This is a genomic window from Campylobacter concisus (genome assembly GCF_002913715.1).
Lineage (GTDB): Bacteria > Campylobacterota > Campylobacteria > Campylobacterales > Campylobacteraceae > Campylobacter_A > Campylobacter_A concisus_AG.
Genome location: NZ_PPCE01000009.1, coordinates 757,899 through 775,134, shown reverse-complemented (window position 1 = coordinate 775,134; position 17,236 = coordinate 757,899). Strand labels below are relative to the sequence as shown.

At 37.9% G+C, this 17,236-nt stretch carries 11 protein-coding genes and 3 pseudogenes; 7 read left to right on the top strand and 7 right to left on the bottom strand.

Going from position 1 to position 17,236, the window contains the following annotated elements; translation table 11 throughout:
* The first annotated feature begins 5 nt into the window (after window positions 1–5).
* The 4 genes from CYO92_RS07880 to sdhE all read left to right on the top strand — a co-directional run bounded on the left by CYO92_RS07880 (window position 6) and on the right by sdhE (window position 5,113).
* Window positions 6–1,019: an ABC transporter substrate-binding protein gene (locus CYO92_RS07880; RefSeq protein ID WP_103588642.1), complete on the top strand. Its 1,014-nt coding sequence runs from the start codon at window positions 6–8 to the stop codon at window positions 1,017–1,019.
* 396 nt (window positions 1,020–1,415) lie between these two features.
* Window positions 1,416–3,278 (top strand): 8-methylmenaquinol:fumarate reductase flavoprotein subunit, encoded by a 1,863-nt coding sequence (sdhA, locus tag CYO92_RS07875; protein WP_103588641.1) that lies wholly within the window; start codon window positions 1,416–1,418, stop codon window positions 3,276–3,278.
* 9 nt (window positions 3,279–3,287) lie between these two features.
* Window positions 3,288–4,253 (top strand): 8-methylmenaquinol:fumarate reductase iron-sulfur subunit, encoded by a 966-nt coding sequence (gene sdhB / locus CYO92_RS07870; protein ID WP_103588640.1) that lies wholly within the window; start codon window positions 3,288–3,290, stop codon window positions 4,251–4,253.
* 2 nt (window positions 4,254–4,255) lie between these two features.
* Window positions 4,256–5,113 (top strand): 8-methylmenaquinol:fumarate reductase membrane anchor subunit, encoded by an 858-nt coding sequence (gene sdhE, locus CYO92_RS07865; protein ID WP_103588639.1) that lies wholly within the window; start codon window positions 4,256–4,258, stop codon window positions 5,111–5,113.
* Between the two features lie 136 nt (window positions 5,114–5,249).
* Here the strand turns inward: sdhE and htpG are convergent, their stop codons facing one another.
* On the bottom strand, window positions 5,250–7,106 hold the full coding sequence (gene htpG, locus CYO92_RS07860) for a molecular chaperone HtpG (protein WP_103588638.1): 1,857 nt from the start codon (window positions 7,104–7,106) through the stop codon (window positions 5,250–5,252).
* Window positions 7,107–7,353: 247 nt separating this feature from the next.
* Between htpG and CYO92_RS09700 the strand changes: the two are divergent.
* Together CYO92_RS09700 and CYO92_RS09695 are read left to right on the top strand one after the other, a co-directional pair.
* Window positions 7,354–8,250, top strand: a pseudogene (locus tag CYO92_RS09700) (Cache 3/Cache 2 fusion domain-containing protein); the annotation flags it as partial.
* Window positions 8,251–8,277: 27 nt separating this feature from the next.
* Window positions 8,278–9,330: pseudogene (locus CYO92_RS09695) on the top strand (methyl-accepting chemotaxis protein); the annotation flags it as partial.
* Window positions 9,331–9,476: 146 nt separating this feature from the next.
* Here CYO92_RS09695 and CYO92_RS07850 read toward each other — a convergent pair.
* The 6 genes and pseudogenes from CYO92_RS07850 to CYO92_RS07825 all read right to left on the bottom strand — a co-directional run.
* Window positions 9,477–10,151, bottom strand: a complete 675-nt coding sequence (locus CYO92_RS07850; protein WP_223315348.1) for a lysophospholipid acyltransferase family protein — start codon at window positions 10,149–10,151, stop codon at window positions 9,477–9,479.
* Complete coding sequence (locus CYO92_RS07845) at window positions 10,132–11,427, bottom strand: SH3 domain-containing protein (RefSeq protein ID WP_103588635.1); 1,296 nt, start codon at window positions 11,425–11,427, stop codon at window positions 10,132–10,134. Before CYO92_RS07845 ends, CYO92_RS07850 begins: the two co-directional genes overlap by 20 nt.
* A complete protein-coding gene (gene purQ / locus CYO92_RS07840) occupies window positions 11,421–12,086 on the bottom strand; it encodes a phosphoribosylformylglycinamidine synthase I (protein WP_103588634.1) in 666 nt (221 codons plus the stop codon). The genes CYO92_RS07845 and purQ overlap by 7 nt, the downstream gene beginning before the upstream one ends.
* Complete coding sequence (purS, locus tag CYO92_RS07835; RefSeq protein ID WP_103588633.1) at window positions 12,083–12,319, bottom strand: phosphoribosylformylglycinamidine synthase subunit PurS; 237 nt, start codon at window positions 12,317–12,319, stop codon at window positions 12,083–12,085. Before purS ends, purQ begins: the two co-directional genes overlap by 4 nt.
* An 8-nt stretch (window positions 12,320–12,327) precedes the next feature.
* Complete coding sequence (gene purC / locus CYO92_RS07830) at window positions 12,328–13,038, bottom strand: phosphoribosylaminoimidazolesuccinocarboxamide synthase (RefSeq protein WP_009293856.1); 711 nt, start codon at window positions 13,036–13,038, stop codon at window positions 12,328–12,330.
* 16 nt (window positions 13,039–13,054) lie between these two features.
* Window positions 13,055–14,272 (bottom strand): annotated as a pseudogene (locus CYO92_RS07825) (S41 family peptidase); the annotation flags it as partial.
* Window positions 14,273–14,581: 309 nt separating this feature from the next.
* Here CYO92_RS07825 and CYO92_RS07820 point away from each other — a divergent pair.
* A complete protein-coding gene (locus tag CYO92_RS07820; protein WP_103588631.1) occupies window positions 14,582–17,155 on the top strand; it encodes an ATP-dependent Clp protease ATP-binding subunit in 2,574 nt (857 codons plus the stop codon).
* Window positions 17,156–17,236: the final 81 nt, after the last annotated feature.

Here is a 17,236-nt window from a genome sequence, read left to right as displayed (position 1 = left end):
AAAATATGTTTAAGAAAATTTTACTTTTGGCTTTTTTGCTTGTTAGTTTGCAAGCAAGAGTGGTGCTTGATAGCGACAATAAAAAGGTAGAAGTACCTGATGTGATCGAGCGTGCGACACCTTTGATAGGGGCTTTTGTGCAAGTCTCTGCGATGCTTGGTAACGAGGATCATATAATTAGCGGTGCGCCAAAACTGCCTCCACTTATGTCAAAAATTTTTCCAAATATAAAGAGTAACAACAACAAAAGTGGCATGCTAAGTAGCAGCGTCGAGACTATTATCGCGTCAAAAACGCAAGTTGTTTTTGGGCCAGTTGGCATGATGTTTGATGAAAATAGCAAGGCTCAGCTAGAGAGCGCTGGCATCGCGGTTGTGAAGATAGATAAATTTCAAAGCATCAAAGAGATACAAGATAGCTTTAGAAAGATCGCTGAAATTTGGGGCGGAAAGAGCATAAAAAGAGCGCGTGAGTTTAATGAATATTTTAACGATAACATAAAATTTGTAAGCCAAAAAACGGCAAATTTAACGCCAAAAAAGAGAGTTTTGGTGCTTAACTATAACTCAGGAAACTTTAACACCATTAGCTCAAAAGATATCGGCGCAGAGTATATTAGCGTAGCTGGCGGTATAAATTTAAGCTCAGAGCTAAGCGATGGGGATTTTAAAATTTCAAAAGCGATAAACGAAGAACAAGTCATCATCTTTAACCCAGACATCATCATCACAAATTCACAAAAAAGTGCCGATGCTATCGCTAAAAACGCATCATTTGCCAAGCTAAAAGCTGTGCAAAATGGAGAAATTTTTGTAGTGCCAAGTGGCGTTTATCTTTGGAGCGTAAGAAGTGCTGAAGGTGCGCTCTATCCGCTTTGGCTGGCTAAGACATTTTACCCAGAGCAGTTTAGCGATCTAAATTTAGAGCAAAAAACAAGAGAGTTTTACGAGAGATTTTATAACTACAAGCTAAGTGATGGCGAGCTAAAAGAAATTTTGCACCAAAAGGGTGAATTTTGATAATAGGACAAAAATAATGTTATTTATTATATTTAATATATTTATTTAAGTATAAAAGTAAATTTATCTTTCTAATATCCTAAAAAAGAGCTTCTAAAGCTTAAAAACTCAAAAATAAAAGTAAACTTCAAATCGGTAGAAATTTTTATACATCTTATAAATTTTTCTACCATTAAATTTATATAAACTACCTTTAAAACCCATTTTATCCTTTTTGATTTTAATATCAGCTCTCATTTCTTAATCTAAAATAAATCTTTATGTTTCTTTTAAGTAAATTTAATGTAATCTTTCATTATTAATTATTTAATTAATGTAGTTGTTTTAAAAAATATTAAGAAATAAACTGGCGGTGCGTTTTAAACGCTAAAAATTTACTAAGATAGGAAGTTATCAATGAGTGAAAAATTTACCAGAAGAGAATTTCTACAAAGTGCCTGTATCAGCGTAGGTGCGCTAGCTACAACGGCTGGTGCGACCAACGTTTTTGCTGGCGAGTTGCCAAAAGGCAATGAAAATGGCTTACCATCTGTTGATGTGCTAATAATCGGCTCTGGTGGTGCTGGACTTCGTGCAGCAACAGCCGTTCGCAAGCAATATCCAAACTCAACCGTCGTTGTTGCTACAAAGATGATGCCATCTCGCAATGCAACCTGTATGGCTGAGGGCGGAATAAACGGCGTTACTGACTTTAGTAATGGCGATAGCTTCAAGCTTCACGCTTATGACACAGTTAAAGGTGCGGCTTATCTTGCTGATCAAGATGCAGTTGTGAAATTTTGCGAGGCAGCAGGCGCAGTCATTCACGAGCTAGACCACAATGGCATGCTCTTTTCTCGTATAGATAATGGCGATGTGTCCAGTAAAGATAATGGCGATGTTGCTTTTCGCTTCATGGGTGGTGCTAGTAAAAAACGCTGTAACTATGCAGCTGATAAAACTGGTCACATTTTGATGCACGCTTGTCTTGATGACGCTATCACAGCTGGCGTTAAATTTTTAATGGATCATGAGCTGCTTGAGATCGGTCTTGAGGATGGCAAGGTTGAAGGCGTCGTTCTTCGCAACATCCAAGATGGTCAAATTTACCCAGTTCTATGCAAATCTCTTGTCATCGCAACTGGCGGATACACTAGAATTTTCTATAACCGCACATCAGTTCCATTTATAGCAACTGGTGATGGTATCGCTGCTGCGCTTAAAGCAGGTCTTGGTTTTGAAGACCCTGAGATGCTTCAGTTTCATCCAACTGGCGTTCAAAATGGCGGCACACTAATCACAGAAGCTGCTCGTGGCGAGGGTGGATACTTGTTAAACAACAAGGGCGAGCGCTTTATGAAAAACTATCATGAAAAGATGGAGCTAGCTCCTCGTGACGTCGTCGCTCGTGCGATCGAGACAGAAATTCGCGAGGGTAGAGGCTTTGGCGAGGGCATGAGCGCTTACGTGCTTTGTGACGTTCGCCACCTTGGCAAAGATACTATTATGAAAAAGCTTCCAAAAATTCGCCACACTGCTATGCTTTTCCAAAATATCGATCTAATCGAACAACCAGTGCCTATCCGCCCAACAGCTCACTACTCAATGGGTGGCATAGAGGTAGCTAAATTTGATGATATGAGCACAAAAATCCCTGGAATTTATGTAGGTGGCGAGGCTTCATGTGTATCTATCCACGGTGCAAACCGCCTTGGTGGAAACAGCCTAACTGACGCAGTTGTAACTGGCGATCTAGCTGGCAAGGGTGCTGGCGCTTACGCTCAAAATGCAAAATTTGCAAGCGGCAAGAAAACTTCTGAGCTAGCAAAAATGTGGCAAGATAAATTTAAATCTATCGCAACAGGCGAGGGTGGTGTAAATGATATGTACGCACTTCGTGAAGAGCTTGGTAAAAATAACTGGGATCTAATGGGTATCTTTAGAACTGGTGCAAAATTAGATCAGCTCTCTAAAAACCTTGAAGCTATCCAAGCAAAATATGACACCCTTAAAGTGCCAAATCAAAACCCAGTGATGAACACAGCTTTTACTGACTATGTCGAGCTTGGCAACCTTATACTTCTTTCTCGTGCAGCATGTCTTGCAGCGCAAAATCGTCTTGAGAGCCGTGGTGCTCACACAAGAGAGGACTATCCAAAAAGAGATGATGTAAATTTCTTAAAACACAGCATAGTCACACTAAAAGACGGCAAGCTTGAACTTAGCTACAAAGACGTTGTGACAGGCATATTTTCACTTGACGGCAAGAAGCCAGAGTAAGGAGCTAGGATGAAAATTATTATCGACCGTTTTGACGGAACTAAAAAATATGAATCAACTTATGAGCTAACAAATGAAGAGATCAAAGGCAAAACTCTTTTAACAGTGCTTCTTGATATCAAACAAAAAAAGGATGCGACGCTAAATTTCACTGCATCTTGCCGCTCAGCGATATGTGGGGCGTGTGCTGTTAGAGTAAATGGCCACTCATATCTAGCCTGTGATACAAAGATGAACGAGCTTTTGGCTGAGTATGACAATCCAGAGAGTATAAGAATTTCTCCACTTGGAAATTTCAGGGTCATCTCTGATCTTATGGTGGACTGGGAGCCAAGTATCGAAAATTTACGCAAGATTAGGCCTAGCATCACTGCTAAGTCAGAATTTAGCGCAGAAAAAGGCTGTAAGCAAATTCAAAAAGAGTATGAAAAAGTAGCGCTTGAATGGGACTGCATACTTTGTGGAGCGTGCGCTAGTGAGTGTAATAAACTTGAAGCTGATGCGAGTGATTATATGCAGCCATTTGTCTTTGTGCATGCTTATAGAGCGGCCTTTGACTCACGTAGCAAAGATCCTATGCCGCATCTAAAACCAGCTATAGATAATGGCCTTTGGATGTGTGTAAAGTGCCAAGAGTGCGCTGATCGCTGTCCAAAAGGTATAAGTGCATGCAAAGATATAACTGATCTTCGCATCATGGCTATACAAAAAGGCTTTGATGATGGTATGGGACCAGATCACGCTGAGGCGTTCTTAACCGATCTAGTTGATGGCTCAGGCAGACTAAATGAGATCAAGCTTGCACTTCGCTCTGAGGGAGTATTTAAAAATATGGGCAAAATGGACATAGCTGCAAATTTAATGCTTGCAGGTAAGATGAATCCACTTCATATTTTCGGCGAAGAGGACATAGAAGGACATGATGATCTAGTAAAAATGATAAATGCGGCTCGCAAAGCTGCTAGTAAGGAGTAATTATGCAAAACGAATTCGCTTTTTTCCCAGGATGCGTACTCTCTCAAGCAGCTAAAGAGGCTAAGATGTCGCTTGAGGCTATCGCTCCGATACTTGGCTGGAAGCTTCACGAGATAAAGGGCTGGAGCTGCTGTGGGGCTCAACAAGCACAAGACGTAGATCCTATCGCTACGCTTGTGGCAAATGCTAGAAATATAGCACTTGCTGAGCAGATGAATATGCCTATGCTTACGACATGCTCAACCTGTATGCTAACTCTAACAAGAGCTAAAACTACACTTGATAAGGGGGCAAAGGACCACATAAATACTTTCTTGGCTGAGGGTAATATGAAATACAATGGCTCAACCGAGATCACAAGCCTTCTTTGGGTGCTTTATCAAAACGTAGAAACACTAAGAGCAAAGGTTGTTAAGCCACTTAGTGGGCTAAAAGTAGCACTATTTTACGGCTGCCATAGCCTAAGACCTGAAAAAGATCTTCACAATAGAGAAAGCTCAGTCAATCCAAAGAGCTTTGAAACCGTTGTAGGCGCACTTGGTGCTACTATCGTGCCATTTGAGAAAAGACTTGACTGCTGTGGTTTCCACGCTAGCTATCCAGCTGGCACATCTGTAAGAAAAATGTCAAGCCAGATCGTAAATAATGCCGATGAAAACGGCGCTGACGTAGTTGTCACACCATGCCCACTTTGTCAAATGCAACTTGACATCTACCAAGAGAGATATCAAGATGAGAACCACTCAAACGTGAGAAAGCCAATCATTCACCTATCTCAGCTTGTAGGTCTTGCACTTGGACTATCTGTTGAAGATCTTGGACTTGATCTAAACATCATCGACGCTACCAAGATAGCGTAAATTTTGTCCCACGTCTTTTGGCGTGGGAAATTTAGCTTACACAATTAAATTTTTACCGTAATAAAGATAATAAATATAGGAAATTAAATTTATAGAAGTAGGTTAAAGCCCAAAATTTCTATTGGGCTTTATAAAATTAGATAGCTTTTATCATTACTTTCGTTAGTAGCTCTGAAAATTTGGCAGGATTTTCTAGGCTCATGCCCTCATTTAGCCTTGCCATATCAAGAAGCAAAGGCGCTATGTCATAAACCATCGCCTCATTTTTCTCTAGTTTTGCAAAAATTTCATGGTCAGCATTGATCTCTAAGATTGGTTTAACTTTTGGAGCATTTGCGCCTTGTCCCATCTGTTTAAGCATCTCTTGCATAGCATAATCAGGATCGTTTTTATCATAAATTAGCACCGCAGCCGAGCTTGATAGTCTTGAGCTTAGTCTTACATCCTTTACCTCGTCTTTTAAAATTTCTTTCATTTTAACAAGCGTATTTGCAACCTTGCTCTCATCGACCTTCTCATCGCTTTTGATCTCGTCGTTTATATCAGCGTGTGAGACTGATTTTAGAGGTGTTTTGTCAAATTCATTGACCATTGGCATGACGATAGTGTCGATCTCTTCGTCCATAATAAGTACTTCGATATCATTTTTCTTAAAGCTCTCAAGAAGCGGTGAATTTCTTAGCATATTTTCGTTACTTCCGCTGATGTAGTAGATCGATTTTTGATCCTCTTTCATCGCCTCTTTGTACTCTTTTAGGCTGATTAGTCCATCTCTTTTTGAGCTTTTAAATAGGCAAAGATCTAAAATTTGCTCTTTTTCAGCGTTAAATCCGTAAAGTCCCTCTTTTAGAACCTTGCCAAATAGTTTGTAAAATTTTATGTATTTTTCACGGTCGTTATCTTTTAACTTTGCAAGCTCGCTTAAAATTTTCTTCACGCTTTGCTCTTTGACGCTTCGCATGATCGCATTTTCTTGTAAAATTTCACGGCTAACGTTTAGTGGCAAGTCCTCAACATCGATTACGCCTTTGATAAATCTAAGATACGGTGGCAAAAGCTCTTTTGCATCATCTGTGATAAAAACTCTTTTTACATAGAGCTTTACGCCACTTTGATAATCAACTCTAAAGAGATCAAACGGCTCCGTGCTTGGCACATAAAATAGTGTCGAGTACTCGATCTTACCCTCAGCTTTTGTGTGTATGTAAAGGAGAGGATCACTGCTATCGTGAGAAATTTGCTTATAAAAGTCGTTGTAGTCTTGCTCTTTTAGGCTGGCTTTATTTAGCCTCCAAAGCGCATTTGCCTTGTTTATTTGCTCGTTTTTAGTCTCATAAGTGCCCTCTTTTTCGCCTTCTTTTGGAGCGATATAGCTTTGTTTATCCATAAATATAGGATAAGGAATGTGGTTTGAATACTTCTTGACTATCTCTTCGATACGCCAAGAATTTGCAAACTCATCGTCATTTAAATGTAAGATGATGTCCGTTCCAAAGCTATCTTTTTGGGCATCTTCGATCTCATAGCTTTTTGCATCAGATGTCCATTTATAGGCTTTGTCACTAAGTGCTCGTTTGCTTATGACCTCGATCTTGTTTGCTACCATAAATGCTGAGTAAAAGCCAACACCAAACTGACCGATCAGCGAGCTATCTTTTTTGGCATCGCCGCTTAAATTTTTCATAAAACCTTTTGTGCCACTTCTTGCAATGGTACCTAAATTCGCTATAAGCTCGTCCTTATCCATGCCGATACCATTGTCGCTGATGGTTAAAGTCTTAGCTTTCTCATCTACTTTGATGTCGATCCTTGGAGTGTAGCTTAGACTTTTATACTTTTCATCGGTCAAGCATAGGTAGTTTAGCTTGTCAAGAGCGTCATTTGAGTTTGAGATGAGCTCTCTTAAAAATATCTCTTTATTTGAGTAAAGAGAGTGGATCATCAAATTTAAAAGGTCATTGACCTCGGTTTGAAATTCAAATTTATCTGCCATTTTTCTTTTCCTTGTTTTAAAATTTTTGGCAGATTATAACACAAAGTGATAAAAATATACTTAACCTTGATAGTATTACTATCAAGGTTTTTAAATTAATTTTTTAAAATGATTTCAAAAAAGTTATAGTTTATGAATAAAATAATAATGATAATTTATTAATTGTTATTAATTATGCATTCTTGTATAAAGTTTATTTAAAATAGTGCTATAATTAAGGCGAAAATTTTTAGAAAAAGGAGACAAAATGAATTTACGAAGCATTTTGGTAAAAGTTTCAGCAACGATTGCTACGGTTTTGGCAGTATCTATGACATGTTTTGTTGTATATACATCAAATATTTTAGAGCGCGAGATAAAAGATGGTGTGCTTACAACAGTAGAACAAAACGTCCAGCTTGCTATGAATACGGTTAAATTATTTGAAAAAGATAATGTAAGTAGTGCAGAGCTGATAATGAGTGTTTTTAAAGAGATGATTGGAAAAATTTCAACTAATCACCAGATGAGCAAGACTGACAAATACGAGGCGATAGATCTAATATCTCAAAATGGTATTTTAAACAACAACTACGATATTCTGGATAAATTTAATAAAGCTACAAAAGGTGGAATTTCAACCATTTTTGCAAAATCAGGTGATGATTTTTTAAGAGTTAGCACATCAGTGACGAAGGCTGATGGTAGTAGAGCTGTTGGTACGATGATTGACAAAAACGGTCAAGCCTATAAAAATATCATGAATAAAGAGAGGTATATAGGCGTTGTAAATTTATTTGGACGCAACTATATGAGCATTTATGATCCTATTATTGAAAATAACGAGGTAATAGGGATTTTATTTGTTGGTTATGATCCTACCGAAGGATTAAACAATATGAAAAAGACTTTTTCTGAGATGAAACTTGGTAAGCATGGATATTTTTCTCTTTACAATACTAAAACTGGAAAATTTGACTTCCATCCAACCAAGGCAAATCAAGAGCTAAGTAGTGAATTAAAAACTACTATGGATAATATTGTTAAAAAAGGAAAGGGTATTGAGCCTATTATAATTGATGGGGTTGACTGCATAGTTGCTTTTGAGTCATTTGATAAACTAGACTGGATGGTTTTAGGTTCAGCTGTTACTGATGATTTTTTAACACCACTAAAAGTAGTTAGTAAAAATTTCATCATAGCAAGTATCATAGTTACCTTACTTTTGATAGCTGTTTCGATGCTCTTACTTAAAAAGATGGTTGCAAGTCCTATCGATAGACTAGGAACAAATTTAAATGCGATAACATCGGACTTTACAATTAAAATTCCTATTTATGGTAAAGATGAGATAGCTAAGATAAGTAGAGATATAAATGATTTTATTGAAAGAATAAGGGTATTAATAAGTGATACAAAGCACCTTTCAAGCGAAAATAGCTCCGTTGCAAATGAGCTTAGTTCCACATCTCTGCAAACAGGTAAACGTGTAGAAAAATCAACTGAAATAGTAGAAGAGACAAATCAAAGATGTAAAGTAATGCAAGAAAATATGAAAGAATCTTTAGCAGTAGCTCAAGCTGGCAAAGACGATCTTCAAAAAGCAAGCACACATATAAAAACGGCAACTGAAGCTATAAGATCGCTATCGGCACAGATTATTGACTCTGCTAATGTAGAAAATCAAATGGCTGATAAGATCGACCAGCTTAGCCGTGATGCCGAACAGGTAAAATCAGTCCTTGTTGTTATCAATGATATAGCTGATCAGACAAATTTACTTGCACTTAATGCCGCTATTGAGGCTGCAAGAGCAGGTGAGCATGGACGTGGCTTTGCCGTCGTTGCTGATGAAGTTAGACAGCTAGCTGAGAGGACTCAAAAGAGTTTAACTGAGATAAATGCAACTATCAATGTTATTGTTCAAGCGATTAATGATAGCAGTGAGCAAATGGGTATCAACTCTAAACAGATCCAAGAGTTAACTCACGTGGCAAGCGACGTTGAAAAAACTATAAATGTTATGAGTGAGACAATGAATAACGCTATAGCAATGTCTGATAAGACTATGCAAGACTATATCGCAACTGGTAAAAATGTAAATGAAATCATGGAAGGCATCTCAAATATCAACCAAATTTCATCTGAAAATGCTAGAAGTGTCGAAGAGATAGCTTCAGCGGCAGAACATCTAAACAAGATGACAGATGCATTAAATTCAAAACTTAGTGTCTTTAGGACTTGAGAGCTTACCTCTTAAGCTAATATTTTTAGGTCTAGCTCTTGCTAGACCTTTTTAAATTTATTGATAAAAATTTCTAGTATATAAAATCAAATTTTTATAGATAATGATATAGAGCAGGGGGGCTTTGTAAATTTGCAAAGCCAAATTTATTTTCTATTTTTGTCTAGAACTTTTTGCATACTCTCTCTAGTCGCCTCTAGCCAGTTTTCTTTTGAAGTATCGACTAAATCAAGGCAAAAGAGCTTGATATCCGCTTTTTTAAAGCTAAATTCTTTCACTTTCATAGCATCGCTTCCTACTATAACGATAGGCTGAACTTTTAAATTTAGTTTTTCAACTAATAGTTTTGCACCACCTTTAAAAGGCAAAAGCTTATTGGTTTGAGATCTAGTTCCTTCGGGAAATATCGCTAAAACGCGACCATTTTCAACCCTATCTTTTGCTTCGCTTAAAAGCTTTATTAGTGAGTGTTTATTTTCACGCTCAACTGCTATCATTTTTGGCAAGCTTAAAATTTTACCAATTATAGGAATTTTGCCGATCTGTGCCTTTGCGATCCAGCAGACATTTTTTGGGTGTAGCTCTTCGATGACAATGATATCAAGCATACTTTGATGGTTTATGAGTAAGATATTTGCCTCATCACTAAAATTGCCTATCACTTCAAGTTTATATCCACCAAAAAACCTTTGCGACCTTCCCCAAAATTTTCTTATGGCTCTATTTTTGTCATTAAATAGCCACATAAAAAAGACGACTAGAACAACGCTAATAACAAACTCAATAGCAAAAAATAAAGCTCTAATTTTTGACAAGATTATCCTTTTTTACCCAGCCAATCTTACCATCAGCAAATAAAATTTTTGAGTAGTCGCCTTTTGTGTCTAAAATTTCTACATTTTCATTTTTGCGAGATGTGTAAAAAATGGTTGAGTTTTTTGTAGGCAAGATCGAAACGCTAATATCTGGTTTTAGAACAGCCTTGCCAAAAGGGTTGTAGGTATAAATTCCAAGTACTATAAAAATGGCTGCTACGAAAAAGTAGCTAAGCCTTCTGCGCCAAATAGCTAATAATATAAAAATTACCGCGCAAGAGTAGATCGTGACATCTTTATAGGTGCTAAATTCACTTTGTTTTGGGTTTAGTCCGATTTGTGTGCTGACATCGTCATCTTCGACACTTACCGGCAAAGAAAAACTTTCAAATTTAGCCTTTTTTAGGTTGTAGTAGTTAAAGTCAAGCGATTTTTTATTTGGCTTAAATACTGCAAAATAATATGCACTTTGTGAGTTAAAGTCGCCACTTATCGTATCTACGCCTTGCTTTAAGATTGTCTTATTTTCAATATTAAAAGCACTTAGATCTACGTTGTTGCCATAAATTTCTACAACCATGATATTGTTTATATCATCAAATTTTGTTGTCTTAAATTTCTTAACTTCAAGATTATCAGCCACGATGTGGTTGTAGTTCTCGTCACTTCTAAGCTCTTTTAGCTTTGGTAAAAAGATATTTATGTTTGAGTTTTGATAGTTCTCGCCATTTCTTTTTAGATCCAAGCTAACTCGTAAAGTCTTTGCATCAATGCTCATTGCTTCAAGATAAAAAGTACCTACATATTTGTTGTCTTCGCTTTTTACCCATTGAAAATTTTTCTTATTTAGCCATTTGATATTTGTTTCATCAAGCTGTGTCTCAAACTCAAACTCAAAGTCATTTTGTGTATCAGCCACTATCTCAACACTAAAAATTTCTCCTATAACAACATTTTTTGGTACATTTGTGGCTTTTAAAAGAAGCTCTTTTACCTTGATCTTATCATATACTTGATTGTCTGGGACGCTAATATCTGGCTCGTTTGTTGGAACGATATTTCGCATCTGCTCTGGAGTGATACGCTCTGGCTGTGGTGATACAAATTTTCTTGAAAAATCTTGTTCTTTTGGCGGTTTTTGAGTTTTTGGATTTGAAGTAGGGCTATTTACAAATTTATCCTCCCTAGCTTCGTCCATCATGTCAAAAACGCTTACTTCATCGGTATTTGCAGCAAATAAATTTAGTACGAATAGGGAGATAAAAAGAAAATGTTTTACCAAACTAGACCTTTTAGCATCTTCATACCATCATCTGTACCTAAAATTTTCTCACAAGCACGCTCGGGATGAGGCATAAGACCAAAAATCTTTTTACTCTCATCACAAATTCCTGCTATGCTATCGACTGAGCCGTTTGGATTTATTTCGTTACCTTTAGCATCACAGTATTTTAGTAGTACTTGATCGTTGTCGTAAAGGCCTTTTAGAGTGGTTTCGTCAGTATAATAGTTGCCCTCGCCGTGAGCGATAGGTATATTTACTATTTCATTTTTGGCTAAATTTGCTAAGAATTTATTGTTATTTGAGATTACCTTTAGGTGGTGGTATTTTGAGACGAAATTTAAATTTTCATTTCTTCTCATCGCACCTTTTAAAAGCCCAAGCTCAAGCAGCATCTGAAAACCATTGCAAATTCCCAAGATATAGCCACCTTTTTTCGCATGCTCTTTTACAGCCTGCATAGCTGGGCTAAATTTAGCTATCGCAGCCGTCCTTAGATAGTCGCCATAGCTAAAACCACCTGGCAAAACGACTAGATCAGCATCGATCTTATCTTCTTTGTGCCAGATGATCTGCGTTTGGCAGCCAAGTAGCTTAAAAGCGTGAGCTGTGTCTTCTTCGCAGTTTGTGCCAGGAAAAAGTATGATGGCTACTTTCATAGCACGATCTCGTAGTCTTCGATGACAGTGTTTGCTAGAAGCTCTTCACACATCACTTTTAGCTGATCTTTTGCTTTGCTTTTATCGCTCTCGTCGATATCTAAAACGATTTGTTTGCCTATCCTGACATTTGACACACCGCTAAACCCAAGTGAATTTAGCGCGTGCTCTACTGCCTTACCAGCAGGGTCAAGGACCCCACTTCTTAATGCTATATTTACGACAGCTTTCATCTTTGTCCTTAAGAAAGAATTCTTCTTAAAACTTCTTCGTAAGCTACTTTTACGCTACCAAGATCTTGTCTAAATCTATCTTTATCAAGTTTTTCGTTTGTTGTCGCGTCCCAAAATCTGCAGCTATCAGGGCTTATCTCGTCAGCTAAGATGATGTTGCCATCTTTGTCGATACCAAATTCGACTTTGAAATCAACTAGTTTTAAATTTCTCTCTGCAAAGAATTTAAATAATATAGAGTTGATCTCTCTTGCTGTGTGTCTTAGGGTTTGAAGATCTTTTTCACTCTTTACTAGACCCATGATGATGCAGTGCTCATCAGTAACTAGTGGATCGTGTAAATCGTCATTTTTGTAGTAGAACTCAACAAGTGTAAAAGGTAGAACTGTGCCTTCTTTTATGCCAAGTCTTTTGCTAAGTGAGCCAGTTGCGATATTTCTCACAACAACTTCAAGAGGTATGATCTCGCATTTTTTGACCACTTGCTCAGTGTCGCTGATGGTCTCAACTAGGTCAGTCACGATACCTTTGCTCTCTAGTAGTTTAAAAAGCTGAGTAGAGATTTTGTTATTTAGTGCGCCTTTGCCAGCTTCGTTGCCTCTTTTTTGAGCATCAAATGCTGTTAGATCGTCTTTAAATTCAGCCACAAGTAGATTTGGATCGTCTGTGGCGTACATTTTCTTGCCTTTTCCCTCGTAGATAAGCTCTCTTTTTTGCATGTTGTTCTCCTTTAGATTATTGTTGTTTTATCTTTAAAATTTTGATCGTATCAATCGCTGTTTTTAACTGAATATCTTCATCAACTTTTTTCTGTGTGATGATATTTTTATCATCTTTTGCTTCAGTTTTATTGCCTTCACTTGTTGGATTTATCTTGTTTAGCTCGCTTTTTAGGTGCGCTTTTAGTTCGCTCTCTTTGATGCTAAATGCACTATCATCACTTTGCGGCACTTTGCCAGGATGCACTACTACATCAGGCGTTACGCCAACTGCTTGGATAGTTCTGCCACTTGGTAAGTAGTATCTTGCGATGGTTAGCCTTAGCGCTTCTGTATCGTCTATTGGTAAGATCACCTGAACGCTACCTTTACCAAATGTATTTTCGCCGATTATCACCGCACGCTTATGATCTTGCAATGAACCGCTTACGATCTCGCTCGCACTTGCACTTCCTCCATTTACAAGAACAACAAGTGGGAGTTTTGAAAGAGTTTTGCTAGCACTTGCTTTATACTCTACATTTTCAGATGCATCACGACCTTTTTGAGATACGATGATGCCGTTATCTACGAAAAGATCCACTAGATCAACAGCTTGATTTAAAAGACCGCCAGGGTTGTTTCTAAGATCAAGTATGATGCCATTTGCTTTAGGATGCTCTTTGATCGCATCTTTTACCTTTGTGACGACGTTTTTGTCAAAATTTGTGACACGTATATAAAGGATGTTTTCATTTTCTATCATTTTTGCATAGACAGACTCAACCTTTATAAGATCTCTTATGATCTTTACGTCAAATGGCTTTTGCTCGCCTTTTCTTAAGATCGTAATTGTTATCGGAGTTTTTGGCTTGCCGCGCATTTTATTTACGGCTTCATCTATCGTTGTGCCGATAGTTGAGTTGCCATCGATCCTTAAAATGATATCGCCTGCTTTTATGCCTGCTTTATCAGCTGGAGTGTCCTCGATAGGCGAAATAACGGTTAGTGCGCTATCTTTCATGCCAACTGTTATGCCAAGCCCGCCAAATTCGCCGCTTGTTTGCACCTGCATATCTTTATATGCTTTTTCATTTAAAAAGCTTGAGTGAGCGTCCAAATTTTGCATCAAACCAGCGATGGCTTTGTCGATTATCTCTTTAAATTTAATGTCATCAACGTAGTATTTTTCAACGGTTGAGATGGTTTTTGTAAGTTTTGAGAGTGCTTCAAGTTTCGCACTCGCCTCATCTTCGGTTTTAGCAAAAAGCACATTTACTGCTACGCTTGAGATGAGTAGGGCGCCTGTTATTTTTAGCGCAAAAGATCTAGTAAATTTATTCAAAATATCTCCTATATTTTTTGGCTCAATTTTATTAACATTTGGCTAAAAAAAGCATAAATTTAGCCTTATATTTTTAGCTTTTGTCTATTTTTAACACAAATTTATAACAGCAAATTTTAGCAACTACATAAAAAGAGTGACAAATATTATAAAAATACTTGACAATATAAGACTAAAGTTATATAATGCCGCCATTATAAAATAATTTAAGGAGCTTTAATGGCTGACATAACAGAAAATTTAACAGCGCAGATGCAAGAGACACTTGAAAAAGGCGTTAGCTTAGCGATCTTTTCTAAAAATCCACAAGTTGTGCCACTTCACGTCTTTTGGGCTTTGCTCGCTGATAGTAATTCTATTTTAAATCAAGTTTTTAATAAGATGAACATAAGCAAAGACGCAGTCGAGCTTGAGATAAAAAGCAAGATCTCGTCACTCCCAAACAGCTCAAACGTCACAAAAGATAACGTTTCAGTTTCAAGAGAGCTTATAAATTCACTTGAAAATGCAAAAGCTTTAATGGTAAGTATGGGCGATAGCTACATAGCTGTTGATACATGGATTATCTCGGCTCTTGAGCTTAGTGAGATCAAACAAATTTTAAGCAAATTTTGCGATATTTTAGAGATCAAAAAGAACCTTGAGAGCATAAGAGGTGGTAAAAAGATAGATAGCCAAACTGGCGATGATACCCTTGATAGTTTAGAGAAATTTGGTATCGATCTAACGCAAAAAGCGTTAAATAAAGAGCTTGATCCAGTCATCGGCCGTGATGAAGAGATCACTAGGATGATGCAAATTTTAATAAGAAAGAGCAAAAACAACCCTATCTTGCTTGGTGAGCCAGGTGTTGGTAAAACAGCCATCGTTGAGGGGCTAGCTCAAAAGATAGTGGCTCGCGATGTGCCAACAAGCCTTGCAAACAAGCGTGTCATCGCACTTGATATGAGTGCAGTTGTAGCTGGTGCAAAGTATAGAGGCGAGTTTGAAGATAGGCTAAAAGCTGTCATTGACGAGGTTAAAAAAGCTGGCAATATCATACTTTTTATAGATGAAATTCACACCATAGTTGGAGCTGGTGCGAGCGAGGGCGGAATGGACGCTGCAAATATCCTAAAACCAGCTCTTGCACGTGGAGAGCTTCACGCTGTTGGTGCGACAACATTAAAAGAGTATAGAAAATACTTTGAAAAAGATGCAGCACTTCAAAGACGTTTTCAGCCGATAGACGTTAAAGAGCCAAGTGTAAATGAAGCACTTCAAATTTTACGTGGTATAAAAGAGCGTCTTGAAGTTCACCACGGCATCACGATAACAGATAGCGCACTAGTTGCCGCAGCAAGACTAAGTGATCGCTACATCGCAAACCGGTTCTTGCCAGATAAGGCGATAGACCTTATAGATGAAGCAGCAGCTGAGCTTAAGATGCAAATAGAGAGCGAGCCATACGAGCTTTCAAAGATAAAACGCGAGATCGTAACGCTTCAAGTAGAAAAAGAAGCTCTAAAGATGGAGGATGCGGATAAAAATAAAGAAAGACTTGGCGAGATCGAAAAAGAGATAGCTGACCTAAATGAGAAAAAGCTAGCACTTGATACTAAATTTGAAAATGAAAAGGCTGTTTTTGGCGGAATTTCAAAAGCAACAAAAGAGATCGATAGCTTAAAATCACAAGCTGAGATAGCAAAAAGAAATGGCGATCTTCAAAAAGCTGCCGAGATAGAATACGGCAAAATAGCAGAAGCTAAGAAGCAAAAACACGAGCTTGAAGAAAAATGGGATCACATGAAAAAAGAGGGCGTGCTTCTTAAAAATCAAGTCGATGAAGAGCTTGTGGCTGAAATTTTGAGCAAATGGACTGGAATTTCAGTTAAAAAGATGCTAACAAGCGAAAAAGAGAAATATCTGCGCATCGAAGAGCATTTAAGAGAGAGCGTTGTCGGTCAAGATGACGCACTACACGCACTTGCGCGTGCTGTTAAGAGGAATAAGGCTGGACTAAATGAAGGTCAAAGGCCGATTGGTTCATTTTTATTTCTTGGACCAACAGGCGTTGGTAAAACTCAGTCAGCTAAGGCTTTGGCTAAGTTCTTGTTTGACGATGAGAAGGCGCTTATCCGCTTTGATATGAGCGAATATATGGAAAAACATAGCGTGAGCAGGCTTCTTGGTGCGCCTCCAGGATATGTAGGCTACGATGAGGGTGGTCAGCTAACAGAGGCAGTTCGCAGAAGACCATACTCAGTCATACTTTTTGACGAGGTTGAAAAGGCTCACAAGGACGTATTTAACATACTTCTTGGCATACTTGATGATGGACGCGCGACTGATAACAAGGGCGTGACGGTTGATTTTAAAAACACGATCATCATTTTAACCTCAAACATCGCTTCAAGCTTCATCATGGAGCTAAAGGGCGAAGATCGTGATGTAGCTGTTAAGAACGAGCTTAAAAACTACTTTAAACCTGAGTTTTTAAATAGGCTTGATGATACTATTATCTTTAATCCTCTAAACGAACAAGGCTTGATATCTATCGTTGAGATCATGTTTAAAGAGCTTGAAAAAACTCTTCATAACCGCGGTATCAAGGCTGTTTTAAGCGATGAGGCTAAGAAATTTATCGCAAAAGCTGGCTTTGACATAGTTTATGGCGCAAGACCTCTTAGAAGAGCGCTTTATGAGCTAGTTGAAGACAAGATCGCTGATATGATCTTGAAAGATGAGCTTGAAAGTGGCGATGAGATCACCATCGATAGCGACGGTGAGAAGATCATCATTAAGAAAAAATAACTTCAAATTTACTTGGCAGGTTGGATCAACTTGCCAAGCTTCCATATAAAATTTATACAAAAAATATCTAGAAATAGGGCA